23 protein-coding genes and 1 pseudogene are annotated in these 25,299 nt (G+C 72.7%); 12 read left to right on the top strand and 12 right to left on the bottom strand.

Translation table 11 applies throughout. From position 1 onward, the window contains the following. Window positions 1–14 precede the first annotated feature (14 nt). Together AB0I16_RS22950 and AB0I16_RS22945 are read right to left on the bottom strand one after the other, a co-directional pair. Window positions 15–617, bottom strand: a complete 603-nt coding sequence (locus tag AB0I16_RS22950; protein ID WP_363251348.1) for a dihydrofolate reductase family protein — start codon at window positions 615–617, stop codon at window positions 15–17. Further along, window positions 614–1,501: a metalloregulator ArsR/SmtB family transcription factor gene (locus AB0I16_RS22945; protein ID WP_363251347.1), complete on the bottom strand. Its 888-nt coding sequence runs from the start codon at window positions 1,499–1,501 to the stop codon at window positions 614–616. Before AB0I16_RS22945 ends, AB0I16_RS22950 begins: the two co-directional genes overlap by 4 nt. Window positions 1,502–1,827: 326 nt before the next feature. On the opposite strand from AB0I16_RS22945, the gene AB0I16_RS22940 reads away from it, so the two are divergent. The 5 genes and pseudogenes from AB0I16_RS22940 to AB0I16_RS22920 all read left to right on the top strand — a co-directional run bounded on the left by AB0I16_RS22940 (window position 1,828) and on the right by AB0I16_RS22920 (window position 5,878). Continuing rightward, on the top strand, window positions 1,828–2,394 hold the full coding sequence (locus tag AB0I16_RS22940) for a DUF2243 domain-containing protein (protein WP_363251346.1): 567 nt from the start codon (window positions 1,828–1,830) through the stop codon (window positions 2,392–2,394). Beyond that, window positions 2,391–3,149: pseudogene (locus AB0I16_RS22935) on the top strand (cytochrome c oxidase assembly protein); the annotation flags it as partial. The gene AB0I16_RS22940 and the pseudogene AB0I16_RS22935, both read left to right, overlap by 4 nt. A 217-nt stretch (window positions 3,150–3,366) precedes the next feature. Then, on the top strand, window positions 3,367–3,972 hold the full coding sequence (locus tag AB0I16_RS22930; RefSeq protein WP_363251345.1) for an NAD(P)H-dependent oxidoreductase: 606 nt from the start codon (window positions 3,367–3,369) through the stop codon (window positions 3,970–3,972). A gap of 66 nt (window positions 3,973–4,038) precedes the next feature. Next, window positions 4,039–4,839 carry an SDR family NAD(P)-dependent oxidoreductase gene (locus tag AB0I16_RS22925; RefSeq protein ID WP_363251344.1) on the top strand — a complete coding sequence of 267 codons (801 nt, stop codon included), beginning with the start codon at window positions 4,039–4,041 and terminating at the stop codon, window positions 4,837–4,839. Window positions 4,840–5,263: 424 nt separating this feature from the next. Then, the gene (locus tag AB0I16_RS22920) at window positions 5,264–5,878 is read left to right on the top strand and encodes a hypothetical protein (protein ID WP_363251343.1); all 615 of its coding nucleotides are present in this window, start codon (window positions 5,264–5,266) and stop codon (window positions 5,876–5,878) included. A 45-nt stretch (window positions 5,879–5,923) separates the two neighbouring features. Here the strand turns inward: AB0I16_RS22920 and helR are convergent, their stop codons facing one another. The 4 genes from helR to AB0I16_RS22900 form a co-directional block, all read right to left on the bottom strand. Further along, window positions 5,924–8,137 (bottom strand): RNA polymerase recycling motor ATPase HelR, encoded by a 2,214-nt coding sequence (gene helR / locus AB0I16_RS22915; RefSeq protein WP_363251342.1) that lies wholly within the window; start codon window positions 8,135–8,137, stop codon window positions 5,924–5,926. Between the two features lie 167 nt (window positions 8,138–8,304). Then, complete coding sequence (locus AB0I16_RS22910; protein ID WP_363251341.1) at window positions 8,305–9,360, bottom strand: helix-turn-helix domain-containing protein; 1,056 nt, start codon at window positions 9,358–9,360, stop codon at window positions 8,305–8,307. A 62-nt stretch (window positions 9,361–9,422) separates the two neighbouring features. Continuing rightward, complete coding sequence (locus AB0I16_RS22905) at window positions 9,423–10,691, bottom strand: cation:proton antiporter (RefSeq protein WP_363251340.1); 1,269 nt, start codon at window positions 10,689–10,691, stop codon at window positions 9,423–9,425. 231 nt (window positions 10,692–10,922) lie between these two features. After that, window positions 10,923–11,078, bottom strand: coding sequence for a hypothetical protein (locus AB0I16_RS22900; RefSeq protein ID WP_363251338.1), 156 nt, complete (start codon window positions 11,076–11,078; stop codon window positions 10,923–10,925). A gap of 288 nt (window positions 11,079–11,366) precedes the next feature. Here AB0I16_RS22900 and AB0I16_RS22895 point away from each other — a divergent pair, with 288 nt between their 5' ends. Beyond that, a complete protein-coding gene (locus AB0I16_RS22895; RefSeq protein ID WP_363251337.1) occupies window positions 11,367–11,675 on the top strand; it encodes a hypothetical protein in 309 nt (102 codons plus the stop codon). Window positions 11,676–11,766: 91 nt separating this feature from the next. Then, entirely contained in the window at window positions 11,767–12,387 is a 621-nt protein-coding gene (locus tag AB0I16_RS22890; protein WP_363251336.1) for a class I SAM-dependent methyltransferase, read from the top strand. 10 nt (window positions 12,388–12,397) lie between these two features. Here the strand turns inward: AB0I16_RS22890 and AB0I16_RS22885 are convergent, their stop codons facing one another. Further along, a complete protein-coding gene (locus AB0I16_RS22885) occupies window positions 12,398–13,315 on the bottom strand; it encodes a class I SAM-dependent methyltransferase (protein WP_363251335.1) in 918 nt (305 codons plus the stop codon). 130 nt (window positions 13,316–13,445) lie between these two features. Continuing rightward, complete coding sequence (locus tag AB0I16_RS22880) at window positions 13,446–14,030, bottom strand: XRE family transcriptional regulator (RefSeq protein ID WP_363251334.1); 585 nt, start codon at window positions 14,028–14,030, stop codon at window positions 13,446–13,448. 109 nt (window positions 14,031–14,139) lie between these two features. Between AB0I16_RS22880 and AB0I16_RS22875 the strand changes: the two genes are divergently transcribed. After that, a complete protein-coding gene (locus AB0I16_RS22875; protein ID WP_363251333.1) occupies window positions 14,140–15,153 on the top strand; it encodes a YihY/virulence factor BrkB family protein in 1,014 nt (337 codons plus the stop codon). Between the two features lie 45 nt (window positions 15,154–15,198). On the opposite strand, the gene AB0I16_RS22870 is transcribed toward AB0I16_RS22875, so the two are convergent. Next, complete coding sequence (locus AB0I16_RS22870; RefSeq protein WP_363251332.1) at window positions 15,199–15,861, bottom strand: TetR/AcrR family transcriptional regulator; 663 nt, start codon at window positions 15,859–15,861, stop codon at window positions 15,199–15,201. A gap of 131 nt (window positions 15,862–15,992) precedes the next feature. Between AB0I16_RS22870 and AB0I16_RS22865 the strand changes: the two genes are divergently transcribed. From AB0I16_RS22865 to AB0I16_RS22850, 4 genes are all read left to right on the top strand, one after another. Then, complete coding sequence (locus AB0I16_RS22865) at window positions 15,993–17,528, top strand: monooxygenase (RefSeq protein WP_363251331.1); 1,536 nt, start codon at window positions 15,993–15,995, stop codon at window positions 17,526–17,528. 81 nt (window positions 17,529–17,609) lie between these two features. After that, window positions 17,610–18,473, top strand: coding sequence for an ABC transporter ATP-binding protein (locus AB0I16_RS22860; RefSeq protein WP_363251330.1), 864 nt, complete (start codon window positions 17,610–17,612; stop codon window positions 18,471–18,473). Next, window positions 18,470–19,453: an iron-siderophore ABC transporter substrate-binding protein gene (locus AB0I16_RS22855; protein ID WP_363251329.1), complete on the top strand. Its 984-nt coding sequence runs from the start codon at window positions 18,470–18,472 to the stop codon at window positions 19,451–19,453. The genes AB0I16_RS22860 and AB0I16_RS22855 overlap by 4 nt, the downstream gene beginning before the upstream one ends. Before the next feature lie 32 nt (window positions 19,454–19,485). Next, on the top strand, window positions 19,486–21,552 hold the full coding sequence (locus AB0I16_RS22850) for an iron ABC transporter permease (protein ID WP_363251327.1): 2,067 nt from the start codon (window positions 19,486–19,488) through the stop codon (window positions 21,550–21,552). A 28-nt stretch (window positions 21,553–21,580) separates the two neighbouring features. Here the strand turns inward: AB0I16_RS22850 and AB0I16_RS22845 are convergent, their stop codons facing one another. The 3 genes from AB0I16_RS22845 to AB0I16_RS22835 form a co-directional block, all read right to left on the bottom strand. Next, window positions 21,581–22,030: a response regulator gene (locus AB0I16_RS22845; RefSeq protein WP_363251326.1), complete on the bottom strand. Its 450-nt coding sequence runs from the start codon at window positions 22,028–22,030 to the stop codon at window positions 21,581–21,583. Beyond that, window positions 22,027–23,568 (bottom strand): CHASE3 domain-containing protein, encoded by a 1,542-nt coding sequence (locus AB0I16_RS22840; RefSeq protein ID WP_363251380.1) that lies wholly within the window; start codon window positions 23,566–23,568, stop codon window positions 22,027–22,029. Before AB0I16_RS22840 ends, AB0I16_RS22845 begins: the two co-directional genes overlap by 4 nt. Window positions 23,569–23,756: 188 nt before the next feature. Next, the gene (locus AB0I16_RS22835) at window positions 23,757–25,034 is read right to left on the bottom strand and encodes a fused response regulator/phosphatase (RefSeq protein ID WP_363251325.1); all 1,278 of its coding nucleotides are present in this window, start codon (window positions 25,032–25,034) and stop codon (window positions 23,757–23,759) included. Window positions 25,035–25,299: the final 265 nt, after the last annotated feature.

Below are 25,299 nucleotides of genomic sequence, written 5' to 3'. Positions count from 1 at the left end.
TCTCCCGATGCGGCTCAGCGGACGCGGTCGTAGACGAGGGAGAGCGTGCCGTGCTCGCCCGCCGCCTGGGCGGTGAGCGTCCACTTCCCCTCGGGCAGGCCGTCCTCGAAGAGGCGCGGTCCGCCGCCGAGGAAGACCGGGAAGACAGTGAGCGCGAGGCGGTCGACCTCGTCGGCCGCCAGCAGCGCCTTGATGACGCTCGCGCTGGAGAGCACGAGGATGTCACCGCCCTCGGCGGCTCTGAGATCGGCTATGGCCTCGGCGGTCGGTCTGTCGACGACCGTGGTGCGCTCCCAGGGCGCCGCGCCGAGGGTGGAGGAGAGCACCACCTTGTCGGCGTCGACGAGCCACTTCGCGAAGCCCTCGTCGCGTGGGTCGGCCCCCTCCATGCCGATGACGGTGGGCCAGAAGCCCAGGAACCCCTCGGCGTTGACCCGTCCGAGCAGCGCCGTGGTGGCCGGTTCCCAGAGGCCGGTCAGGTGGTCGCGGGCGACGTCGGTCTGGGCGTACGGCAGGACCCAGCTCATGTCCAGTGGGTTGTCCGGCCTGGCGTAGCGGCCGTCGAGGGAGAGGCTCATATTGGTGACGACCCTGCGGCCGGTGAACTGCTCGGTCATGGCGTGCTCCTCGTATCGGTGGGTCGGTCGTGGTGGTGGGTCTTCTCGGGGGTCGGGGAATCCGGGGCGAGGGTCGCCGCGAGTTTGTCGAGGCTCTGGCCGAAGCCGATCTCGATGCCGGCGACGAAGTCCGCGGCGGCGACGGCACTGTCGGTGACCCGGTAGCGCACGTCCAGGTCGGTGCCGGTGTCGCCGCCAGGGCCGGTCGGCCGGAGGCTCATGTCGATGTGGGAGGTGAACGCGGGGCCCCCGTCGGGGAGGGCCGGAGAGAGCCGGTAGGCCAGGTACTCACCGGGGCGCACCTCCTCCACGACACCCTCCGCGCGCCCGGCGACCGCATCGCAGCCGTCGGTGTCATCGGCGTCGCGGTACTCCAGGACGATCCGCCCGCCCGGCCGCGCGTCGAAGACCAGCTCGGAGACGCGGAGATCGTCCGGCGCCCACCAGCGGCCGAGCAGAGAGGTCTCGGTCAGGTGCCGCCACACCAGCTCGGGCCGCCCCGCCAGTGAACGGTGGAACGTGAACGAACGGTCGTCGGCCCACCCCGGTGCGCCCGCCGCCTGCCACTCCACCTGGAGACCGGACCCATGGCGGTCGAAGGTCGCCTGCGGTCCGCCCACCCGTTCGGCCGTGTCGGCGATCAGGGTCAGCGCGGCCGCCAGGTCGCGCAGCACCCCGGGCCTGAGCGCGTAGATGTTGCGCTGGCCGGTGCGCTGCGAGGTGACGACGCCCGCGCGCTGGAGGGTCTGCAGATGCTTGGTCGTCTGCGGTTGGCGCGCCTCGGCGAGCTGCGCGAGGACGCCGACCGGGCGGGGCCGCTCGGCCAGCAGGCTCACGAGCCGCCAGCGGACCGGATCGGCTAGTGCGGAGAGAAGTGCGTCCATGCCGACCAGTATTCGCCATCGAGAATATTCGTGTCAAGGAATATTTGAGAGGTGCCTTTCGTCGCCGCGTCGGCCACGCCGGGGCGAGGCGGCGGTGCCCGGCTTCGGCCCCTGACCCCCGGCGAAGGCGTCCCGGGCGGGTGCGCCGCCCCCGACGAGTGCGCCGCCCCCGGGCGCAGCCGCGGCCCCGAGGACATGCTGGGGTCAGAGATCTTCGGTTTCCGACCGCACGCGCGCGGTACTTGTCGCGAGCACGGAACGTGAAGCAGCGCGGACACATGCGTGAGCGCGCCACAGACGGGGTCGGCTCGGACGAGGAGTGAGCGATGGCTACCACCACACGGACGGCCCGCGGCGGGCCGCGCACGGACCTGGGCTCCCTGCGACTGCCGGGGCTGCTCCTCGGCGTGGGGCTCGGCGGCTTCGTCGACGGAATCCTGCTGCACCAGCTCCTGCGCTGGCACCACATGCTGACCAGCACCGACACCGACCGGATCGGCGTGAAGTACTACCCGGCCAACACCGTTGAGGGCCTGCAGATGAACACGCTGTGGGACGGGATCTTCCACGCCGTGTGCTGGCTGGCCGTCCTGCTCGGCCTGGCTTCGCTGTACGCGCGCGTGACGCGCGGCCGACGCCGGGTGTGGGCCTCGGGCAAGCTGTGGGGCTGGATCCTGGTCGGCTGGGGCCTGTTCAACCTCGTCGAGGGCGTCCTGGACCACCACGTCCTGGGCATCCACCACGTCTACGCCGGTCCTCACCAGGTCTGGTGGGACCTGGGCTTCCTGCTGCTCGGCGCCGTACTCGTGGCGGCCGGCTGGATGGTCCAGAACCGCGCCCGTGCCTTCGACCCCGAGACCGGCGGTACCGTCCCGGGCGCCGGGCCGTCATGACCGGTCACGGGCCGCACGAGCACCACCAGGGGTCCGCGCCGCCCTGGGAGCCCGTACTCATCTCGCTGGTACTCCTGGCGGTGGCGGTCGGCTACGTGGTCCTCGCGGTCCGGGCGCGGCGCGCGAACCCGCGGGCGGGCTGGTCACCCCGGCGCACCGGCCTCTTCCTGACCGGCACGGCCCTGCTCGCCGTCGCCCTGCTGCCACCCCTCGGCACCGCCGCGCACGGCGACTTCCGCGGGCACATGCTGCAACACCTGCTGATCGGCATGTACGCCCCGCTCGGGCTGATGCTGGGCGCACCGGTCACGCTGCTGCTGCGCACCCTGCCGGTGACACGCGCGCGTGGGCTCACCCGAGTGCTGCGCAGCCGCCCCGCCCATCTGGTCGCCAACCCGGTCACCGCGCTGCTCCTGAGCGTGGGGACGCTGCCGGTGCTGTACTTCACCCCGCTGTACAACGCCTCCACGGGTGACGAGGCGCTGCACTGGCTGCTGCATCTGCACTTCCTGCTGTCGGGGTGCCTGTTCGTCTGGGTGATCGCGGGCCCCGACCCCGCGCCCACGCGTCCCGGCGTCCGGGCCCGGCTGGTGGTCCTCGGCGTGGCCATCGCCGTCCACGCGACCCTCTCACAGGCGATGTACGCCGGGCTCCTCATCGACATCCACGCGCCCGTGGCGCAGGTCCGGGCCGGTGCGGAGGCGATGTACTACGGCGGTGACATCGCCGAACTCCTGCTCGCCGCAGCACTGGTGACCACGTGGCGCCCCACCAGGGGCAGGACCGGCCGCCCCGCCGGGAGCACCGGCCGCCCCGCCGGGAGCACGGCCGGCCCCGGCAGGGCCGCGGCGGACCCCGTATGGCCGCCCGTGACGGGCGCGCGGCTGGCGCCTTCCCCCAGTTCTGGTATGGCGGGTGAAACGTCGGGCGCCCCACCGTTCACGGCGCGGCAGGAGGGGAACAGTGGGTCCCATGCGCGCACTCGTCATCAACTGCACCCTCAAGCCCTCCCCGCAGCCGTCCAACACGGAGGCCCTCGCCGACACCGTCATCACCGCGCTCAAGGGACACGGGGTACGGGTGGACGTCGTACGGGCCGTGGACCTCGACATCAAGCCGGGGGTGGAGACCGACATGGGTGAGGGCGACGACTGGCCGGGCGTCCACGAGAAGGTGCTCGGGTCGCAGATCCTGGTCATGGCCTCGCCCACCTGGCTCGGCCGCCCGTCGTCGGTGGCGCAGCGCGTCCTCGAACGCCTCGACGCGATGCTCGGCGAGACGGACGACCAGGAGCGGCCCGTGGCCTACAACCGGGTGGCGGGAGTCCTGGTCACCGGCAACGAGGACGGCGCCCACCACGTCATCAGCGAGATCAGCGGCGCGCTCGTCGACATCGGATTCACCGTGCCCGGCCAGTCGTGGACCTACTGGCACCTCGGCCCCGGCCCCGGCCCCGACTACCTGGACGACCGGCGCGGCCACGACTGGGCGGCCTCCACGGGCCGGGCCATGGCCTCCAACCTCGTCCACGCGGCACGCGCCCTCGAAGCGATGCCGCTGCCCGCCCCGCCCTCCTGAACCCGCCCCCGCCTCCGCGGCCCCGGAGACCGCGGCCACGGACACCGCCACGGAAGTGACCCCGCCATGAACGACGCCAAACCCCTCGCCCTCGTCACGGGCGCGTCCAGCGGTATCGGCCTCGAACTGGCCGTGCTGCTCGCCGAACGCGGCCACGACCTGGTCGTCAACGCCGAGGACGACACACGGCTCCGGCGAGCCGCCGAGCGCGTCCGCGCGGCGGGAGCCACCGTGGCGACGGTACGGGCGGACCTGCGGGACCCCGCGGGGACCGAGGCCCTCTACGCGGCCGTCCTCGCGACGGGCCGCCCCCTGGACGTCGCGGTCCTCAACGCGGGCGTGGGACGTGGCGGCGCCTTCGTGGAGACCGACCTCGCGGACGAACTGGAGGTCATCGACCTCAACGTCCGCTCGACCGTGCACCTCGCCAAGCTCGTCGTCAGGGACATGGCCATCCGCGATGAGGGGCGCGTCCTGGTCACGTCCTCCGTCGCGTCGATGATGCCCGGCTCGTTCCAGGCCGTGTACAACGCCTCGAAGTCGTTCCTGCAGTCCTTCGTCCAGGCGCTGCAGAACGAACTCAAGGACACCGGAGTCACCCTGACCTCGCTGATGCCGGGACCCACCGAGACCGACTTCTTCCACCGTGCCGACATGGACGACACCCGCATCGGCCGGCAGGACAAGGACGACCCCGCCCAGGTCGCCCGGCAGGGCATCGACGCGCTCTTCGCGGGCAAGGACAAGCTGGTCGCGGGCTCCGCCAGGACCAAGGCGCAGGGTCTTGCCGGCAAGGTGCTCCCCGACGGGCTCAAGGGCGAGCTCCACCGCAAGATGGCCGAACCCGGCTCCGGCGAGCAGGCGTGACCGGTTGAACGCACTGTCAGACCGGTGTGCTCCCTGTGAAACCAAAGCGATGCGTGGCCGCCGCCCGTAGAAGACACCCCGTCTGCCATGTCTGACCTTCGGTCGGGATGGGCAAGAATGAGGGGTGTGGGCGCAGTCGACGCCCGGCTTCCCCGGACCCCGGAGGCAACGGTGAGACCCGACGCGCGAGCATGGCAGCGGAACGTGACCCTCCGGCTGACGGTGCCGGCCGCCTCGACCTGACGCTCCTGCCGGACCGATCGGGTTCGTCTCGGCCCGTACGCCATTCCTCGGTCTCGGTGGCTACGCCATTCCCTCGGTCGCGGTGACGCCCACACGTCCCGGGCCGGTGAGGACCAGTGCTGTTCAGCGGGTGTGCGGGGATCGTCCGCGCGGCCGTGCCCACGTCGAAGGAGGCAAGTCCATGGCCCGAGTGGTGACCGATGACGAGCAGGCGGCGCAGCGTCGCGTCGGCGGGATCGTACGGACCTCCAGCGTCCTGACGGGGGGAGGCCTCGCGATGTGGCGCGACCATCCCGCCGTGGACCGGGAGACCTCGGCCGCGGAGCTGTCGCGCGATCTGGACACCCTCAAGGTGCCGCACCGGATCGTCGTCGCCTTCCGCCCGCCCCGGGGCCGCGAGGCGGGACGCCGCAAGGGCCAGGAGGTCCGTGTCCCCTTCCCCGAACTGGCCAGCCTCGTGCGCTGGGTGCCCCTGCTCCAGCAGTTGCTCGACGAACTCCCCGCCGACTCGCCCGGCTTCACCTTCGCCTACTGCCAGACGCGGCCCACCGGCCCGGTGATGATGAACCTGTCCTCCCTCGCCGCCGAGTGGCCGGCCTGGACGGTGAGACAGGCCGAGCTGATGGGCCTGCTGTGCGCCCGCTGCGGCTTCGACCTGCGGACCCGCGGGGCGACGCAGCGCCTCGCGTACGACGCCGACGGCGCACCGCTGCGGCCGCGGCTGGTCTGCGGGGTGTGCTGCGGCGACGGCCAGGCCGCGCTGGACGGCCTGACGGCGCTCGGCGAAGCCACGTGAAGCCGAAAACCACCTGGAGCCGAACCACCTGAAACCGAGCCCCGGTCAGGGGCTCGTGAGGATGACGAGTCGCTGGGTCGCCCGCGTCATCGCGACATAGCGGTCGACCGCCCCTTCGACGCCGTCGCCGAACGCGTCGGGGTCGACGAGCACGACCAGGTCGAATTCGAGCCCCTTCGCCAGTTCAGGCGTCAGCGACCTGACGCGTGACGTGGCGCGGAACGTGGGATCGCCGATGACGCAGGCGATCCCCTCCGCGTGCGAGGCGAGCCACGAGTCGAGGACCGCGTCCCGTTCGGCGACGGACCCGTGGACGACGGGGAGGCCGCTGCCGCGGATGGAGACCGGCACGTTCGCGTCGGGGAGCGCGCCACGGATGACCGGCTCGGCCACTGCCATGACCTCCTCGGGCGTACGGTAGTTGACGCTCAGGGACGCCACCTCGACCCGGTCGATGCCGACCCGTTCGAGCCGTTCCCGCCAGGACTCCGTGAACCCGTGCCTCGCCTGGGCGCGGTCCCCGACGATCGTGAAGCTGCGGGACGGGCAGCGGAGCAGCAGCATCTGCCACTCCGCGTCGGTCAGTTCCTGCGCCTCGTCGACGACGACGTGCGCGAAGGGGCCCGCGAGGGGCTCCGGGTCCGCGGTGGGCAGCGCGCTCTCGTCGATCAGGCTGTCCTGCAGGTCCCGCCCGCGCAGCATGGTGACAGCGCCCTCGCCGTCGGCGTCGGCGGCGACCATGTCGTCGATGACCGCGGCCATGCGCTCGCGTTCGGCGGCGGCCGACGCCTCGCGCCTGCGCCCGCGCAGCGCGGCCTCCGGATCGCCGAGCCGCTGCCGTGCCGCGTCGATGAGCGGCAGGTCGGACACCGTCCAGGCCCGGGCGTCCGCCCGCCGCAGCTTGCGCACCTCATCGGGGCTCAGCCAGGGCGCGCACATGCGCAGATACGCGGGTACGGACCACAGGTCGCCGACCAGGTCGGTCGCTTCGAGCAGCGGCCACGCGCGACAGAGGGCCGTCACCAGCTCCCTGTTGTGCCGGAAGGACCCGCGGAGCAGCTCGGCCGAGGCGCCACCGCCGCGCCCTTCGGGGTGGCCGCCGTGCTCGTCGGCGAAGTCGTCGTACGCGTCGTCGTCCAGATCGTGCTTGTCGAGCAGGATGGTGACCAGCTCCTCCCAGATCTGATCGCGCGCCTCGTTGTGCGGGGTGCCCGGCTCCGCCGCCGCGAACGCCTCGGCCCAGTCGCCGGCGCTCAGCCAGACGTCGGACCAGGGCGTCGTGACCGACATGCCCTCGGTGGGCGGGTCCTCGTAGAACCCGACGGCCTTCTCGATGGCCCCGACCATGTCCGCGGACGACTTGAGACGGGCCACTTCGGGGTCGCTCTCGACCGCCGCGTCCGCCCCCTCGGGGACCAGGTCGCGCAGGGTGCAGGTCCGCACGCCCTCCTCGCCGAGGCTGGGCAGGACGTCGGAGACGTACGCGAGGTAGGGCCGGTGCGGGCCGACGAACAGCACGCCGCCCCGGCGGTGGCCCGCGAGCCGGGGGTCGGAGTACAGCAGATAGGCGGCGCGGTGCAGGGCCACGACCGTCTTGCCCGTACCGGGACCGCCGTCGACCACGAGGGCCCCGCGGGAACCCGCGCGGACGATGGCGTCCTGGTCGGCCTGGATCGTGGACAGCACGTCCCGCATCCGGGCCGAGCGGTTGGCGCCGAGGCCGGCGATGAAGGCCGACTGGTCGTCGAGCGCGGCGTGCCCTTCGAGGCCGTCGGCGGTGAACACCTCGTCCCAGTAGTCGCTGATCCTGCCGGCGGTCCAGCGGTACCTGCGGCGGCTCGCCAGCCCCATCGGGCGGGCGTGGGTGGCGGCGAAGAAGGGCTCGGCCGCGGGGGAGCGCCAGTCGAGCAGCAGCCGGCGGCCCGTGCTGTCGGTGAGGCCGAGACGCCCGATGTACACGGGCTCGGAGCCGTCCGCGCCGACGATCCGGCCGAGGCACAGGTCGAGCCCGAAGCGGCGCAGGGCGCGCAGCCGGCTGGTCAGCCGGTGGATCTCCAGGTCCCGCTCCAGGGCCTCGCGGCCCAGGCCGCCGGGCGCCCTGCGTTCCGCGTCGAGGCGGTCGGACAGTTCGCCGATGGCCTGCTCCAGGCTCCGCGCGATGGCCTCGAAGTGCCGCTCGTCGTCGGCGATGAGCCGCGGGTCGGCCTTGGCGGAGAGGGTGCCGGCGAGGTCGAAGGCACGGGTGGTCAGTGGGGGCATACGCAGTGGGTCTCCCGTTTTCGCAGGTCGCGGGGTGAGGTGAGCGATTGTGCGGGACGGTGGGGGCCTTGCCGCAAGCCCCCCACTGCGCTATAAGTTGAGAGTGGCAAGAGGTGGGCATCCCCCTCTTGCTCTCTTTTTTGCCCACAGCCTTTTGTGCCCTCGGCTCAGAGCGGAGTGTCCGGCCAGCCGAGGAGACGGGCGCCGATCGCCGCCGTCTGGAGGGTGTAGCGGTCCCTCGGGTCCGCCGGGTCCGAACCGGTGAGGGTGTGGACGCGGTCCAGGCGGTACGACAGGGCGCGGATGCTCAGGGACAGCCGCCGCGCGGCCCGGGCGGTCACACACCCCGTCGCGAAGTAGGCGTGGAGCGTGTCCAGCAGGGGCCCGGCACCGCCGCGCGCCTGTTCCAGCGGGCCGAGGGTGGTGAGCACGAGGTCGACCAGGGCCTGCCGGTCGCGGGTGAGGACGGGGAAGACCAGGAGATCGGCGGCGTGCAGTACGGGCTCGTCGAAACCCATGCGCTCGGCGAGCTCCAGGGTGTTGAGGGACTCCTCGTAGCTGCGGGCGATGCCCGTGGGGCCCGGCCGTGGTCTGCCCAGGGCCACACGGCCGCCGCCGGTCGCCGCGTGCGACAGCTTGGCGAAGTGGGTCAGGATGTCGCCCTGGTGCGCGGGAGCGACGCACACCAGGCGTCCGTCCTTGGTGCTGAACAGGATGTCGCGGTCGCCGAAGCGGCCGAGCAGTTCATCCTCCAGGCTCCTCGGTACGGCGTCGGTGTCGTCGTAGGGCGCCGGGCCCTCGGTCACCGCCACGGCGTGCGCGTGGGAGAGGCGGAGACCGAACCGCTCGGCACGCGCGGCCAGGTCACCCGCGCCCGCGCGCCCGTGCAGCAGGTCGTCGATGAACTCCCGCCGTGCGAAGCCTTCCTGGCGGACGATCAGCCGCTGCGCCCGCTCGTACCCCTCCGCGAAGGCGTCGATGGCCTGCGCCGCCGTCGCGAGCAGGTGCTCGGGGTCGCGGGTGGCGCCGCCGTGGACGCGGGTCGCGGTGAGGTGTTCGCGTACGAGGGCCCGCCAGGCGAACCCGGCCTCGGCTGCCTGCGCGCCGAGTGCCCGGCGTGAGGTCAGCTCCTCACGGGTCAGGCGGCGGCCGGTCGCGGTGGCCTCGGTCAGGATGTCGGCGTAGCCGTCGAGCAGCCGCCCGGGTACGGCCTGGGTGGTCATCCGGTCTCCCTCGTTCGGTCGACGGTCGGTGCGCGCCCGGCGCTCCCGGCCGGGCGCGGGGGTCAGTGGGTGGGTACGGCTTCCGCGTCGCGTGGCTCGGCGTCGACAGGTCCGCCGACGTGCGGCCCGGTGCCGGCGGTGGGCGCGGAGGTCCGTGCGGAGACGGCCGCGGCAGTGGGGGTGCGGCGGGTGAGGCGACGGGCGACGGGCTCGGTGAAGCGGGCGGCGACCGGGCCGGTCACGACCATGATGAGGACGTACGCGGTGGCCAGCGGGCCGATGCGGGGCTCGGTGCCGACCGCGAGCCCGGCGATGACGACGGAGAACTCCCCGCGGGCCACCAGCGCGCCCGCGGCCCGCCACCGGCCGGCGGGCCGCACCCCGGCGCGCCCGGCCGCGTACCAGCCGGTGGCGATCTTGGTGCCCGCGGTGACGACGGCAAGGAGCAGGGCGGGGACCAGTACGGCCGGGATGTCGGCGGGGTCGGTGGACAGGCCGAAGAAGACGAAGAACACCGCGGCGAACAGGTCCCGCAGGGGTGAGAGCAGTACGCCCGCGCCCTCGGCGGTCTTCCCGGACAGCGCGATGCCGACGAGGAACGCGCCCACGGCGGCGGACACGTGGAGCTGCTGGGCGAGACCGGCCACCAGGAGGGTGAGTCCGAGGACGACGAGGAGGAGCATCTCCGGGTTGCTGGAGGAGACGGCACGGCTGAGCAGGCGTCCGTGGCGCAGGGCGACGTACAGCACGGCGCCGACGGTGCCCAGGGAGATGAGCAGGGTGAGGCCGGTGCCGGCCAGGCCCGCCCCGGCGAGCAGCGCGGTGAGGAGCGGCAGGTAGAGGGCCATGGCGAGGTCCTCGATGACCAGGACGCCGAGGACGACGGGTGTCTCGCGGTTGCCGAGGCGGCCCAGGTCGCCGAGGACCTTCGCGATGACGCCCGACGAGGAGACCCAGGTGACGCCGGCGAGGGCGACGGCGGCGACGGGGCCCCAGCCGAGGAGCAGCGCGGCCACCGCTCCCGGCAGGGCGTTGAGTGCGAAGTCGACGAACCCTGACGGGAGTTGGGTCTTGAGGTTGGTGACGAGTTCTCCCGCGCTGTACTCCAGGCCGAGCAGGAGCAGCAGGAGGATGACGCCGATCTCGGCGCCGGTGGCGATGAACTCCTCGCTGGCGCCGAGCGACAGGATGCCGCCGTGGCCGAAGGCGAGTCCGGCGACGAGGTAGAGGGGGATGGGTGAGAAACCCACCCTTCCGGCGAAGCGGCCGAGGAGGCCGAGGGCCAGGATGATGGCCCCGAGCTCGATGAGCAGGGCGGTGGTGTGGTGCACGGGCGTCTCCTCCGGGTGTGGCTCGGCGATGGCGTCAGTGCTCCTTCGGGCGTCGGCCGTGGCGGGCCGGGCGCCGATGGCGCAGGGGGGGCGAGGCGTGCGGCATGGCGGCACGGTGCGTGGGGGCGGGAGGTCACCCGCGTCGGACATGGCGGGGCGGCCGTGTGGTGTCGGGGCCGGCGCGGTGGTGGAGCGGGCGGGCCGGGGCGGCGCGCCCGAGGGGGCCGCGTGTCAGCGGCGCGGGCTGCCCGCGAGGGTGCGGCCGGTATCGGGAACGCTGTCGCGCGCGGAGTTGTCGACGCGCTCGGCCCTCGGGGCGCACGTCTTCGGGGCGCAGGTCTGCGGAGCGGAGGTCTTCGCGACGGTGGCGTGGATGCCGTGATCCATTTCCTGCCCCCCGGTCGCTTCGGCCCCGGCGGCCGACGTCACTCGGTGACCGGTGACATCGACGCCTGCTTCAAGAATGAGCTGACTGACGCTCAACAGAGCGCCCAGCTCGGTTTGTTAGTTTACCGTACGACAAATGGTGTCCAGGGTGCACTGCCCTGCATATCCGGCAAAGCGGTCACGGGAGAGGTCGCTGGGTGAGCGAGTGTTGCCGTGGGGTGCGGCGGGGCAGGCGAGGGGGAACCCGTACGGACCGAAGGCCCGTAGGACCGACGCAGAGGAGTACGTATGACTGTCTTCGTCATCACCGTTCCCGGGACGTTCGTCGGCGGTGTCACCGATGCCGCGCGGGAGGGACTGCGGCGAGAACTGGCCACGTGTCACGGAGAGCTGAGCGAGAGCGAGGGACTCGACCTGCTCACCGTCAACGAGGACGACACGTTCTCCGTACGCCTCGAAGTCGACGCCGCGGACCGGTACGAGGCCGAACTGGACGCCGTGCGGATCGTGTCGGACGCCCTCGGCGAGGCGGGGCTCACGCCGGACGAGTGCCCGCTGGGGCCACCGGCGGTGACCGGAATCGACAGTGATCTCTGAGGGGCGCCGACGACAGGGCCTAGGGTCGTCGCTCGTGACTGAGACCCCTTCGCCCGTTCCTTCGCCCACGCCCGCGCCGACGCTTTCGCACTTGAAGACGACTGCCGCCGCCTACGACGCCCTCGCCGACGTCTACGCCGGGCTCGACCGCGACGACATCGACGCCCCCTCGGTGGACCGCGCGGTGCTCGCCGCGTTCGCCGAACTCGCGCGGATCGCGGGACCCGGACCGGTCGCCGAACTCGGCTGCGGCCCGGGTCCCGTCACCGCGCACCTGCGGAAACTGGGCCTCGACGTCTTCGGGATCGACCTGTCGCCCGTGATGGTCGACATCGCCAGGAGGACCCATCCGGAGCTGCGGTTCGAGGTCGGCTCCATGGACGCCCTCGACCTGGCCGACGGGTCACTGAGCGGTGTCGTGTCCTGGTACTCGGTGATCCACGCCCCGGCCGACGACGTCCGCGGCTACTTCGAGGAGTTCCGCCGGGTGCTCGCACCCGGCGGTCACCTCGTGCTCGCCTTCTTCGAATCGGACGGCGACCCGCTCACCGCGTTCGACCACAAGGTGACCACCGCCTACCGGTGGCCCATCGACCGCATGGCGGCGCTGGCGCGCGACACCGGCTTCACCGAGGTCGGGCGCATGCTCCGGGACCCTGGCGAGGGCGAGCGGTTTCGCAGGGGGCACCTGCTGATGCGGGCGGGTGAGTGAGCCGGCCCCGTCAGCCGCTCACCTCGCCGCGGCGCGCGGCCCACACGGTGCGCTCCGTGCGGGCCGCCAGGTCGGCCCTGCGCAGGACGCTGTGCGGTCCCGCGGTGTCGAGGAGCCGGTCGAGCGCGTCCAGGTCCTCCGCGGGGAGCGCGTCGGCGGCGCTGCCGCGCAGGCGGCGCAGGGCGTCGACGGCGTAGCGGCCGACCGCCTCGTTGCCGGTGCCGTCGACGTGGAGGGTGTCGGTGCGTTCGCCTTCGACGGTGAACCCGGCCCCGGTGAGCCTCGGGCCCCAGTCGGCGCCGCGGTGCGGCACGTGCTCGGCGTGCCGGTGCGCGAGGGCGGCGTGGCAGCGCTCCTCGACGCCGGGCCGGGTCTCCGGCGCGGTGCCGGGCAGGAAGCGGGGGAAGCCGGCCAGCTCGACGACGGCGAAGAGGCCGCCAGGGGCCAGCAGTTCATGGACCCGGCGCAGCGTCCGGTCGGGCTCCGCCATGTGGTGCAGGGACGCCGATGCCCACACCAGATCCGGCGTGCCGAGGTCCGGCCACGGCGCGTCGAGGTCGGCCCGTACGGTGTGTACGCGGTCCTCAAGACCCCGCTCGCACGCCTTCTCCCGCAGGCGGCGCAGATGCTCGGCCGACGCGTCCACGGCGGTGATCCGGGCCTCGGGCCAGCGGGCGAGCAGGGCGAAGGTGCCGGCTCCGGTCCCGCAGCCCAGGTCGACGATGTGCCGCGGGGCGGACCCCACCGGAAGCCACGCGGTGACGGACGCGATGTGCTCGGCGAAGACGTCCGCCTCCAGATCGAGCAGCCCGGCCTGGTCACCCACGTCGCCGGCCCCGGGTCCGGCGGGCGGGACATGGCCGTGGGCGGACGTGTGGCCGTGAGCGGCGTGCGGGTGCGGATGTGTGTGCGGGGAGGTGTGGGTCATGGCGCCACGCTAGGTCGGCGGCGCGCCGGGACGGCGGCTCCTCCCCGGATGCGCAAGACGATGACGCCCTGAGGTGCGGTACGCGCAAGAATCCCTTCGGCCCGCGTGGTCCGGCGAGGGGCCGGGCGGGTCAGACAGCGGCGTCCGGGGCCGGCGAACGTTCCTGGTGGCTGCGGCGGGCGTCGCGGTCGAAGATGCCGAGGATCTCGCATGGCCCGCCCTCGGCGCCGATGGCGTGCGGCAGCATCGTGGGGAACTCGGCGGCCTGGTTGGTCTCCACGCGGAGCCGCCGGTTCCCCAGGAGCAGGACCGCCGTGCCGGAGAGCACCACCAGCCACTCGCGGCCGGGGTGCGCGCGCATCCGAGCGGGGTTCGCGGGCGGCGGTTCGGTCATGCGCTGCCGTACGACGGTCAGGCCGGGCTCCGCCTTGATGGGCCAGCGCATCAGCCCGTGCGCCCCGTCGATCACCGGGCTGCTGACGACGTCGTCGGTGGCGGTCTCCACGAGCTGGTCGAGCGAGGTGTCCAGGGCGCGCGCGAGCGTGACGAGCTGGTCGAGGGCCAGACGGCGCTGACCGTTCTCGATCCGGGAGAGCGTGGACTGGCTGACGTTCGCGCGGGACGCCAGCTCCTCCAGGGACCAGCCCTGCGCCACCCTCAGTGCGCGAATCCTCGCGCGCACCAGGCCGTCAAGATCACCATCGCCATGCGTCATGGGCAACATCGTATGCCGATGGCGCAACCCGCACTCGCCGCGGCTGTCCCGGCGAAGTTCGCCCGCGTCCGCCACGTGTGGCTCGGCGGTATCGGGTCAAGCGGAACGCATGGCTTCTGACCGCGGCACACATCCCCACGAGCTCGGCCCACGGGCGTCGGTCGAGCGCACCGCCCCCGACGACCCGACCGGCCTCGACCGGCGCTCCTGGTGGGCGGTGCTGCGAGGGACCGTCAAGCAGTTCCTCAACGACGAACTGCCCGACCGGGCGGCGGCGCTGACCTACTACGGCATCCTGTCGCTCTTCCCCGCGCTGCTCGTCCTGGTCTCCCTGCTCGGCGTCGCGGGGGAGTCGGCCACCAAGCAGGTGGTGGAGAACCTGGAGAAGCTCGCGCCCGGCGCCGCGCGCGACATCATGACGCAGTCGGTGGAGCGCCTGCAGTCCAGCAGCGGCACGGGATCGGTCCTCGCGATCGTCGGTCTCGCCGGAGCCCTGTGGTCGGCGTCCGGCTACGTGGCGGCGTTCATCCGCACCTCGAACGCGGTGTTCGAGGTGCCGGAGGGCCGGCCGGTGTGGAAGATCCTGCCGCTGCGGCTCGCGGTGACCGTCGCGCTGATGCTGCTCGTCTGCGCCAGCGCGGTCATCGTGGTGTTCACCGGCGGCATCGCCGCCCAGGTGGGCGGCGCGCTGGGCATGAGCGACGCCGCGCTGACCGTCTGGGCGGTCGTCAAGTGGCCGGTGCTGCTCGTCCTGGTCACGCTGATGGTGACACTGCTGTTCTGGGCGGCTCCCAACGCCAAGGTCAAGGGCCTGACCTGGATCGTTCCCGGCAGTGTCCTCGCGCTGCTGATCTGGATGGCGGCGTCCGCGGGCTTCGCCTTCTTCGTCGCCAACTTCGGTTCGTACAACAAGACCTACGGGGCCATCGCCGGTGTGGTGATCTTCCTGGTCTGGCTGTGGATCACGAACCTGGCGATCCTGCTGGGGCTTGAGTTCAACGCCGAGATGGTCCGTGAGCGGGTCGCCGCCGCGGGCCACGGCGACGACGGGCTGTTCGTCGAGCCGCGCGACACACGGGCCTGGGACGAGGAGGACCGCCGGGAGGCCGGCGCCGAGCGGTGACCCGGCCCTGCGGAACGCGCCGCCCCCGGCACACTCGCCGCCCGGTCAGCGGCGCGCCCGCAGCCCCTCCACGAGCAGCCCCAGTCCGAACGCGAAGAGGTGGTCGAAGTCCCCGCTGGTGAGTGCGGGCAGCGTGGCGCCGAGATGGGGGTAGCCGCCCGCCTCCACCGCGTCCCGCAGCAGCTCCGGATCGGGTGACCGGTCCTCGCCGGGGTGCAGGGCGGCCTGTTCCTCCAGGGTGTGGCCCACGGTGAAGTTGGCCACCGTGTAGAGCGCCCGTGCCGCGTCGTCGTCCGCGAAGCCCGCCTCGCGCAGGAGCCCCACGACGGTGTCCGCGTAGCCGAGGATGTTCGCCCCCGTCGCGTGGGTGCCCGCGAACACGCGCGCACCGTCGCGGTGTGCGAGCAGGGCCGTGCGCATGGCCCGTGCGAGGGCGGTGAGCCGCTCGCCCCAGTCGTCTTCGCCGCCCTCGGCGGCTTCTTCCGCGACGCCCTCCATCATCCGCTCCGCCATGGCCGTGAGCAGGTCCTGCTTGGTCGCGAAGTAGCGGTAGAGCGCGCCTGCCCGTACGTCGAGTGCGTCGGCGAGCCGCCGCATGGTCAGCGCGTCGAGACCCGACCGGTCCAGCAGGTCGAGGGCGGTGTGCAGGGCGCGGTCACGGCTGAGGCGGGGCGGGCGGCCCCGGGCCGGGGTTGACGTGGAGGTCATGCGCCTCATTATAGTGAACAGCGTTCACGTGAACGCTGTTCACTAATTTTGTGCGCCAGTTCCGCGCGCCGGTTCCGTTCATCGGTCCCGTGCACCGGTTCTATGCACCGATCAGGGGTGGGTGACTTCCGATGAATGCCGGTGCCGATGCCAATGCCGACGTCGACGTGGTCGTCGTGGGGGCGGGGCCTACGGGCCTCATGCTGGGCTGCGAACTGGCGCTGGCCGGTGTGCGGACCCGGGTGCTCGAACGCAGGGCGAGTCCGCAGCGGGACTCCCGGGCGCTGAGCCTGCACCCGCGCAGCGTGGAGCTGATGGACCAGCGCGGGCTGCTCGACCGGTTCCTGCCGCTCGGCCGGACCGTGCCCGGCTGGCACTTCGCGCAGCTCCCCACCCGACTGGACTTCTCCGCGCTCGACTCGCGGCACAACTACACGCTGTTCCTCGCCCAGGCCCGCACCGAGGCGCTGCTCGCCGAGCGGGCGCGCGAGCTGGGCGTGGAGATCCTGCGCGGACGCGAGGTGGCCGGGCTGACCCAGGACGCCTGCGGGGTCGAGGTCGACGTGCGCGGGCCCGCGGGCGCCGAGACCGTGCGCGCGCGGTACGCGGTCGGCTGCGACGGCGGGCGCAGCGCGGTGCGCCGGGCCGCGGGCATCGGCTTCCCCGGCACCGACGAGACCCTCACCGGTGTGCTGGGCGACGTCGCGGCCATGGACACCGGCCCCGCGGCCCTGGCCGCCGCCCGCGAGAACGGCGTTCTGGTGGCGCCGCTGGAGGACGGAGTCACCCGCCTCGTGTTCCTGGACCCGGAGCGGATGCGGGTGCCCGCGGCGGAGCCGGTGACCCTGGAAGAGTTCCGCGCCTCGCTGACCCGACTCTGCGGCTCCGACCTCGGTGTCGCCGGCCCCCGCTGGCTCTCCCGCTTCGGCAACGCGACGCGGCTCGCGGAGCGTTACCGCGCGGGGCGCGTCCTGCTGGCGGGCGACGCCGCCCACATCCACTTCCCCGCGGCGGGCCAGGGCCTCAACACCGGGCTGCAGGACGCCGTGAACCTCGGCTGGAAGCTGGCCGCCGAGGTCAACGGCTGGGCCCCGGCCGGGCTCCTCGACAGCTACGAGGCCGAGCGCCGCCCGGTAGGCCGCGCGGTCACCGAGAACACCGAGGTGCAGACGCTCCTCGCGGAGCTGGCGCTCATGGAGCGGTACCGACGCCCGGCGGCGGCCCTGCGGAGGCTCCTCGACGGGTTCCTGCGGATGGAGGAGGTCAACCGCACGCTCGCCGCGCAGGTGTCCGCGCTCGGCACCGCCTACCCCGCCACGGCTCCGGGAGCCGACCCTCTGGTGGGCGCGCGGATGCCCGACATCGCGTTGCGCGCGGCCGGTTCGGCGGCGGGCAGGGTCTACGGCCTGCTGCACGAGGGCCGGTTCACGCACCTACACCTCACGGGCGACGCGGACGCCGCCGCGGCCGTCACCGCCCGGTGGGGCCGGCGCGTGACCGCCACCGCCGTCACCCGGTACGACGCCCACGCGGAGCTGGTGGGGGTGCGCGAAGTCCTCGTACGCCCCGACGGCCATGTCGCCTGGGCCACGCGCGATCCGGACGCGCGCACGCGCGGCGAGGAGCGGTGCGCCGCGCTGACGGCCTGGGCGGGAGAACCCGCCTGACGCAGCCTGGCCGGATTTCCCCTTGTGGAGAAGTGGAGGCCCTATTTCGCACTTCGGTAAGGTTAGGCTAACCTCCACCTCGTGCAAGAAGGTGAAGAGACCGCAGCGGCCGCGCGCCGCCCCCAGGGTCATGAACTCTTCGCCACGGGCGTCACCGTGGCCTATGAGGGCGTCGACGTCGTCCATGACGCCTCCATGACCCTGCGGCCGGGCGAAGTGACCGTGCTCGTGGGACCGAACGGCAGTGGCAAGTCGACACTGCTGCGCACGCTCGCGCGGCTCCAGCGGCCCCGCAGCGCCGAACTCGTCATCGACGGCGACACCGACGGCCTCGCCCTGAGCCCCCGTGACTTCTCCCGCCACGTCGCCCTGCTCACCCAGGCACGCCCCACACCGGGCGGCCTGACCGTACGCGACGTCGTCGAATTCGGCCGCTACCCCTACCGGGGCCGATGGGGCAGGTCCGACCCGGACGGGCGGGCCGCGGTGGACCGCGCGCTCGCCATGACCGGCGTCGCCGAACTCGGCGAGCGCGGGGCCGAACACCTCTCCGGAGGACAGCTCCAGCGCGTCTGGCTCGCGAGCTGCCTCGCCCAGGAGACGGGCGTGCTCCTGCTCGACGAGCCGACGACCTACCTGGACCTGCGCTACCAGGTCGAACTCCTCGACCTCATGCGGGACCTGGCGGACGATCACGGCATCGCCGTGGGCGCCGTCCTGCACGACCTGGACCAGGCCGCGGCCATAGCCGACCGCATCTTCCTGCTCGACAAGGGCCGCGTCATCGCGCACGGCGGCCCCGAAGACGTCCTGACACCCCAGCGGCTGACCGACACCTACGGAATCCGCATCGAGGTCGAGAACGACCCACTCACCGGCCGGCTGCGCACGCGCGCCATCGGCCGCCACCACTCGCGAAGCGAAAGGCTCAGTACCACCTCATGAGACGCCTCCTGATCACCGCGGCGGCGGCCACCGCCGCGGCCCTCACCCTGTCCGCATGCGGAACCACCGAGCCCGCCGCCGACGACGACGCCAAGACCGGCGGCAAGGCCATCACTCTCACCGACGGCACCGGCACGAAGGTGAAGCTCGACGGCCCGGCCGAGAAGGTCGTCGGCACCGAGTGGAACGCCGTGGAGAGCCTCATCTCCCTCGGCGTCGAGCCGACGGGCGTCGCCGACGTCAAGGGCTACAAGACCTGGGACACGGCAGCCCCGCTGAAGAACGACCCCAAGGACGTCGGCACGCGCGGCGAGCCGAGCATGGACACCATCGCGTCCCTGAAGCCCGACCTCATCATCGCGACGACCGACCTGCCGGCCGCCGCCGTCAAGCAGATGCGGAAGATCGCGCCGGTGCTGAACCTGCGCCCCGCCGACGCCTCCGACCCCATCGGGCAGATGACCGAGAACCTCGACCTCATCGCCGAGGCCACCGGCACCACCGAGAAGTCCACGCAGCTCAAGAAGGACTTCGAGGCGAAGCTCGCCGAGGGCAGGAAGAAGCTCGCCGCCGCCGGTCTCGCCGGCGCCAAGTACGCCTTCGCCGACGGCTACGTCACCGGCAACCAGACCTCGATCCGGCCCTTCACCAGCGGTTCGCTGATCGGCGCGGTCAACGAGAAGCTGGGCCTGAAGAACGACTGGTCGGTCAAGGGCGACAAGAGCTACGGCCTCGGCTCCACCGACGTCGAGGGCCTCACCAAGCTCGACGAGGACGTGCGGTTCGCCTACATCGGCAACGACGGCGACAAGAGCAGCAACCCGTTCGCCGGCGTCCTGGCCAAGGACAAGGTGTGGACCTCGCTGCCGTTCGTGAAGAAGGACCACGTGCACCGGCTGCCCGACGGCATCTGGATGTTCGGCGGCTCCGCGTCGATGAGCCAGTACGTCGACTCCGTCGTCAAGGCACTGAAGAAGTAGGACGCTGAGCAAGACGCTGAGGGAATAACGCCATGGCCGTCACCGCAACCACCACCGCCCCCCGTCCGTCGACAGCCGTCTCCCGCACGGGCGCGGCCGCGGTGACGGCCGCACTGGTCCTCCTCGTCGCCGCCCTCGCGGTCGTCGACATCACCCAGGGCACGGCCTCGGCCGGCGCCCCCGAGGTCTGGAAGGCCCTCACCGGGCGGGCCGACCAGACCGACGCCTCCGTCGTCATCGCCTCGCGCCTGCCGAGAATGACCGCGGGGCTGCTCATCGGCGCCGTGCTCGGCATGGCGGGCGCCGCCCTCCAGGCCATCAGCCGCAACGTCCTCGCCTCGCCCGACACCCTCGCCGTCAACGCGGGCTCCTACGTCGCCCTCACCCTGGTGGCCGCCACCGGCGTCTCGCTGCCGCTGTTCCTCTCGTCCGGCGTCGCGTTCGTCGGCGGCCTCGCGGCGGCGGCCGTCGTCCTCGGCCTCTCCGGCCTCGGCGCGGGCACCGTCAGGCTCGTCCTCGCGGGCAGTGCCCTCACCCTCGGGCTCACCGCCGTCACGGAGGGGATGCTCCTGCTGTTCCCCGAGGAGACGGAGGGCCTCTACAAGTGGAACCAGGGCAGCATCGCGCAGAACGGCTTCGACGGCGTCCTGCAGATGGCGCCGATCGGCGTCGCCGCCCTCGTCGGCCTGCTCCTCCTGGCCCGCCGGGTCGACGCCCTCGCGCTCGGTGACGACGCCGCCCGCGGCGTCGGCGTACCCGTGCGCTCCACCCGCGTCATCGGCGTCGTCCTCGCCGCCCTGCTCTCCACCGCCGCCGTCACCCTCGCGGGACCCATCGGCTTCGTCGGCCTGTGCGCCCCCGCGCTCGTCCGCGGACTCGCCCGCAGGTTCCGGGGCTTCACCAAGTCGCGGGCGAGCCTGCCGGTCGCGGGGCTCACCGGCGCGGGCCTGGTGCTCGGCTCCGACGTACTGCTCCGTGCCGTCGTGCCCTCGGACACCGCGGTCGCCGTGCCGACCGGCGTCGTCACCAGCCTGGTCGGCGCGCTCTTCCTGATCGTCATGGCCGCGCGCGCCAAGGACACCGGTACAGCCGTCGCCGTCGACCGGCTGCGCATCCGCAGCCGTGCCGTCTTCCTCGCCACCACGGCCGTCCTCGTCGTCGTCCTCGTCGGTCTGGTCATCGCCGCCGTCCTCGTCGGCGACAGCAAGCTGCTCCTCGGCGACGTCGTCAACTGGGCGCAGGGGCGGGCGGGGCAGACCGTCACCTTCGTGCTCGACACCCGGATACCGCGCGTCCTCGCCGCCCTGCTCGCGGGCGCGGCCCTCGCGCTCGCCGGGACGCTCATCCAGGCCGTCACGCGCAACCCCCTGGCCGAGCCCGGTGTCCTCGGCGTGACCAACGGCGCCGCGGCGGGCGCCGTCCTGATGGTGACGACCGTGCCGCTGGCCGGGACGTGGGGCGTGGCGGCGGGTGCCTTCGCGGGCGCCGCGGTCAGCGCCGCCATCGTCTTCGGTCTGGCCGCGCGGGGCGGCTTCCGGCAGAACCGGCTCGTACTCGTCGGGTTCGGTGTGGCGACCGGTGCCGCCGCCCTGGTCAGCATGCTGATCATCCTCACCGACCCGTTCAACGCGACCAAGGCCCTGACCTGGCTCTCCGGCTCCACCTACGGGCGGACCCTGCCCGACGTGGTGCCCCTCGCGATCGTCCTCGCCGTGGGTCTGGTCGTCGCGGTCGCGCGGCGCACCGAACTCGACCTGGTCTCCCTCGACGAGGACACCCCGCGGCTGCTCGGCCTCAACCTCGGCCGCGGACGCTTCGGCTTCCTCGTCCTCAGCGTCCTGCTGAGCGCCACCGCGGTGGCCGCCGCGGGCACCATCGGCTTCGTCGGCCTGGTGGCACCGCACGCGGCGAGGGCCCTGGTGGGCCGGCAGCACACGCGCGTCGTACCGGTCTCCGTACTCCTCGGCGCCGTCCTCGTCTGCACGGCCGACCTGGTGGGCCGCACCGTGATCGCGCCGGCCCAGCTCGGCGCGGGGCTCATGACGGCCGTGATCGGCACGCCCTACTTCCTGTACCTGCTGGTGCGCAGCCGCCGCTAGCCGGCCGCCGGGGTCATGACGGGGGCTCTCAGCCCAGGCGGCGCGGCAGCCGGACGACCTGGACGAAGAAGTCGTCGATCTGGCGCACCGCCGCGATGAACTGGTCCAGGTCGACCGGCTTGGTGACGTACGCGTTCGCGTGCAGCTTGTAGCTCCGCAGGATGTCCTCCTCCGCGGCCGACGTCGTCAGCACCACCACCGGGATGTCGGTCAGCTCCGCGTCCGACTTGATCTGTTCCAGGACCTGCCGGCCGTCGTACTTGGGCAGGTTGAGGTCGAGCAGGATGAGGTCGGGACGCGGGGCGTCGGTGTGCTCGCCGCGCCGGTAGAGGAAGTCGAGCGCCTCCTCGCCGTCCCTGACCACGTGCAGGGTGTTGCCGATCTTGTTGTCCTCGAACGCCTCGCGCGTCATCAGTTCGTCGCCCGGATCGTCCTCCACGAGGAGCACGTCGACCGGTGTGGCATCAGGGGTGGTCATGTCAGGGCCTTCTCCTCGGTACGGGACGCGGTGTCCTCCGCGGTGTCGACGCGGCACGGCAGAGTGAAGCAGAAACGCGTGCCCCCGGTGTAGCCGGTGTCGATCCAGATGCGGCCGCCGTGGTGCTCGACGATCTTCTTGCAGAGCGCGAGACCGATGCCGGTGCCCCCGTAGGAGTCACGGCCGTGCAGCCGCTGGAAGATCACGAAGACCTTCTCCGTGAACTCCTCGGCGATGCCGATGCCGTTGTCGGTCACGCTCAGGTTCCACACGCCCGCCGCCTCGTCCTCCTCGCAGGAGACCCGGATGCGCGGCGCGCGGTCGGCATGGCGGAACTTGACGGCGTTGCCCACCAGGTTCTGCCAGAGCATCGTGAGCAGCGTCGGGTCCCCGACGATCTCGGGCAGCGTGTCGGGACGCTCGATGAGCGCGTCCGTGTCCCGTACGGCGGTGTCCAGGTTGGCCAGCGCCTTGTCGAGGGCCTGGCCGAGGCCGACGGGCACGCGGGCGTCGTTGTGACGCCCCACGCGCGAGAAGGTCAGCAGGTCGTTGATGAGGACCTGCATGCGCTTGGCGCCGTCCACGGCGAAGTCGATGTACTGCTTGCCGCGGTCGTCCAGCTTGTCGGCGTACCGCTTCTCCAGGAGCTGGCAGAAGGAGGCGACCTTGCGCAGCGGCTCCTGCAGATCGTGGGACGCGACGTAGGCGAACTGCTCCAGCTCGGTGTTGGAGCGGCGCAGCTCCACCGCCTGGGCGTCCAGGTCCGCCGTCTGCCGGGTCAGGGCGTCCCGCTGGCTGCGGGAGGCGCCGAGCTCGTCCACGATGCGCAGCCGCATGCCCTCGACGTCCTTGGCCACCGCCCTGAGGTCCGTCGGCCCGTCCACCGTGATCACGTGGTCGAACTCGCCGCGCGCCACCCGGCGCGAGGAGTCGCGCAGCGCCTCAAGGGGGCGGGCGACCAGCCTCCGCACCAGGAACGCCAGGGTGACACCCGCCAGCAGGAAGACCGCCACCATGCCGCTCAGCACCACCGTACGGACCGTACGGGCACGGGCCAGCTCGTCCTTGCCGTCGGCGACGGCCTCGGCGAGGTCCGCGTTCTGCGTCGCCCACACCTTGCGGACGCGGTCGAAGACCTCCTTGCCGCGCGCGGCGGTCGCCGCGTCGACGGTGCGCGGCTCGCCGGGACTGACGTCCGCGACCAGCGGCTCGGCGTAGGCGCGCCGCCACGCCGCGGCCTGCCGCCGCACCGCTTCGAGGTCCGCGGCCAGCCGGGGCTGGTCCCCGATGAGCTTCCGCAGCCGGGCCGCGGCACGCGCCTCGTCCCGCTTGCCCTGCGTGTACGGGGCGAGGAACTGGCGGTCGGCGGCGATCGCGTAGCCGCGCACCCCGGTCTCCTGGTTCACCAGGGCGGCCTGCAGCCGGTACGCCTCGGTCCTGGCCGGCTGCACCTGGCCGACGAGCCGGTCGCTCACGTCGGCGGTCTGCCCGAGGAGCCGTGTGCCGATGACCGTACCCACCACCACCAGCAGCACCATCAGCGCCAGGACCAGATGGAACCAGCCCTGCACCGTCAGCCGGCGGCCGATCCACCCCCGGCCCTTCGTCACACCCACGCCTTGCTTCTCCGATGCTGCTCTCGTCACGGCTCTCGTGCCCCAGTCCCGCCGATGGTGCCGCGGGCCCCGGTCCACGCCCGCCTCAGCCGTCTTCCCCGTTTCCGCCGTCACCCCCACTGAAGGTGTACGACGGCCACGTCGTCGGCCAGGCCGCCCTGGCTCTCCGCGAGGTCCTCGGCCCGCTGGATCAGCGTATCGACGAAGATCTCGGGGGCGAGGCCGGCCATCTCGCGCGCGAGACCGAGCAGCCCGTCCTCGCCGAGCCGCGCCCGGCCCTTGCCGACGTGGCCCTCGAAGAGCCCGTCGGTGAAGAGCACCAGCGCCGACCCCGTGGGCAGCGGAAACTCCTCCACCGGCCAGTTGAGCACCCCCGGCACGACGCCGAGGGCGGGACCGCCCGCCGTCTCCACCCACTCCACCCTGCCGTCCGCGGTGCGGAGCAGCAGCCCGGGGTGGCCCGCGCGGATCAGCCGTACGTGCCGCGCCCCGACGGGGACGGTGAGGCTGGTCAGCGTGGCGAAGACGTACGGCTGGGCCCGCTCGGCCAGCATGATCTCTTCGAGCCGTCCGATCTGCTCCGGGCCCGTGACGCCGCTGAGCACCAGCGTGCGCCAGGCGATGCGCAGCGCCACGCCGAGGGCCGCCTCGTCGGGGCCGTGCCCGGAGACGTCGCCTATCAGCGCGTGCACGCTGCCGTCGGCGCTCTGCACGATGTCGTAGAAGTCACCGCCGAGCAGCGCCTGGGCGCGGCCGGGCCGGTAGCGGGCCACGACGCCCACGTTCTCGCTGCTCAGCAGCGGGCGGGGGAGCAGGCCCCGCTCAAGGCGGGCGTTCTCCTGGGCCTGCATCTGGCTGGCCTGCAGCGCCACCGCGGCCTGCTCGGCCTGCTTGCGCTGGATCGCGTAACGCACCGCACGGCCGAAGAGCTCCGGCTCGACGCGGCCCTTGACCAGGTAGTCCTGCGCCCCCGCGGCGACGGCGGCGAGGCCGGTCTCCTCCTCGGCGAGGCCGGTGAGGACGACGACCGCGACCCGGTCGGCGCGCGACTTGACCATGGACACGGCTTCGAGGCCCTGGGCGTCCGGCAGGTGCAGGTCGAGCAGCACGCAGTCGGGCGTCTCGAAGGCCAGGGCCTCGCGCGCCTCGGCCATGGAGCGGACCCACTGCAGACGCATCTTGAGCGCGCTGTCGGCCACCAGCTCCTCGACGAGGAGCGCGTCGCCCGCGTCGTCCTCGATGAGCAGCACCGACGGCTGCGGCCACTGCTGGACCGCCGTGGCGGCGTCACCGGTGACGGGCGCGCCCGAACCGATGTCACCCGCGGCGACGTCGCCCGCGGCGGCCGCGAGGACGCCGGAAGTCCATGGCTGTGACGCCGCCGCCATGCTCTCGCCTTTCCCGTCAAGGAGCCCACCCCGGTGGTCGACCAGGGACTTCGGAACAGCGTGAGCTTACCTGCACGGACCGCCCGATGTTCGCGGGATCTTCGCGGGATGTGCACGATGCATACCGGAGAAGCGGGGCGGTAAGGCACATGTCGCCGGTTTATGCCAAGGGAATCGTCCGGGCGGTCCCTGTCCCCGGGGCGTCAGGAATCCGCGGCCGCTGTGGCGGAGCCCACGGCGCGACAGGCGTACGTCTCCGCACGGC

Origin of the sequence: Streptomyces sp. NPDC050703, assembly GCF_040654435.1 — a bacterium.
Lineage (GTDB): Bacteria > Actinomycetota > Actinomycetes > Streptomycetales > Streptomycetaceae > Streptomyces.
This window is presented reverse-complemented; position numbering and strand designations above follow the sequence as displayed.

Excerpts from the sequence above, each read along its gene's own strand:
- AB0I16_RS22940 (WP_363251346.1), top strand. The coding sequence starts at position 1,828 with ATGGCTACCACCACACGGACGGCCCGCGGCGGGCCGCGCACGGACCTG.
- AB0I16_RS22880 (WP_363251334.1), bottom strand. The coding sequence starts at position 14,030 with ATGACGCATGGCGATGGTGATCTTGACGGCCTGGTGCGCGCGAGGATT.
- AB0I16_RS22930 (WP_363251345.1), top strand. The coding sequence starts at position 3,367 with ATGCGCGCACTCGTCATCAACTGCACCCTCAAGCCCTCCCCGCAGCCG.
- AB0I16_RS22835 (WP_363251325.1), bottom strand. The coding sequence starts at position 25,034 with ATGGCGGCGGCGTCACAGCCATGGACTTCCGGCGTCCTCGCGGCCGCC.
- AB0I16_RS22850 (WP_363251327.1), top strand. The coding sequence starts at position 19,486 with ATGGCCGTCACCGCAACCACCACCGCCCCCCGTCCGTCGACAGCCGTC.
- AB0I16_RS22865 (WP_363251331.1), top strand. The coding sequence starts at position 15,993 with ATGAATGCCGGTGCCGATGCCAATGCCGACGTCGACGTGGTCGTCGTG.
- AB0I16_RS22950 (WP_363251348.1), bottom strand. The coding sequence starts at position 617 with ATGACCGAGCAGTTCACCGGCCGCAGGGTCGTCACCAATATGAGCCTC.
- AB0I16_RS22925 (WP_363251344.1), top strand. The coding sequence starts at position 4,039 with ATGAACGACGCCAAACCCCTCGCCCTCGTCACGGGCGCGTCCAGCGGT.
- AB0I16_RS22910 (WP_363251341.1), bottom strand. The coding sequence starts at position 9,360 with ATGACCACCCAGGCCGTACCCGGGCGGCTGCTCGACGGCTACGCCGAC.
- AB0I16_RS22945 (WP_363251347.1), bottom strand. The coding sequence starts at position 1,501 with ATGGACGCACTTCTCTCCGCACTAGCCGATCCGGTCCGCTGGCGGCTC.
- AB0I16_RS22885 (WP_363251335.1), bottom strand. The coding sequence starts at position 13,315 with ATGACCCACACCTCCCCGCACACACATCCGCACCCGCACGCCGCTCAC.
- AB0I16_RS22870 (WP_363251332.1), bottom strand. The coding sequence starts at position 15,861 with ATGACCTCCACGTCAACCCCGGCCCGGGGCCGCCCGCCCCGCCTCAGC.
- AB0I16_RS22875 (WP_363251333.1), top strand. The coding sequence starts at position 14,140 with ATGGCTTCTGACCGCGGCACACATCCCCACGAGCTCGGCCCACGGGCG.
- AB0I16_RS22900 (WP_363251338.1), bottom strand. The coding sequence starts at position 11,078 with ATGGATCACGGCATCCACGCCACCGTCGCGAAGACCTCCGCTCCGCAG.
- AB0I16_RS22840 (WP_363251380.1), bottom strand. The coding sequence starts at position 23,568 with ATGGTGCTGCTGGTGGTGGTGGGTACGGTCATCGGCACACGGCTCCTC.
- AB0I16_RS22920 (WP_363251343.1), top strand. The coding sequence starts at position 5,264 with ATGGCCCGAGTGGTGACCGATGACGAGCAGGCGGCGCAGCGTCGCGTC.
- helR (WP_363251342.1), bottom strand. The coding sequence starts at position 8,137 with ATGCCCCCACTGACCACCCGTGCCTTCGACCTCGCCGGCACCCTCTCC.
- AB0I16_RS22845 (WP_363251326.1), bottom strand. The coding sequence starts at position 22,030 with ATGACCACCCCTGATGCCACACCGGTCGACGTGCTCCTCGTGGAGGAC.
- AB0I16_RS22855 (WP_363251329.1), top strand. The coding sequence starts at position 18,470 with ATGAGACGCCTCCTGATCACCGCGGCGGCGGCCACCGCCGCGGCCCTC.
- AB0I16_RS22895 (WP_363251337.1), top strand. The coding sequence starts at position 11,367 with ATGACTGTCTTCGTCATCACCGTTCCCGGGACGTTCGTCGGCGGTGTC.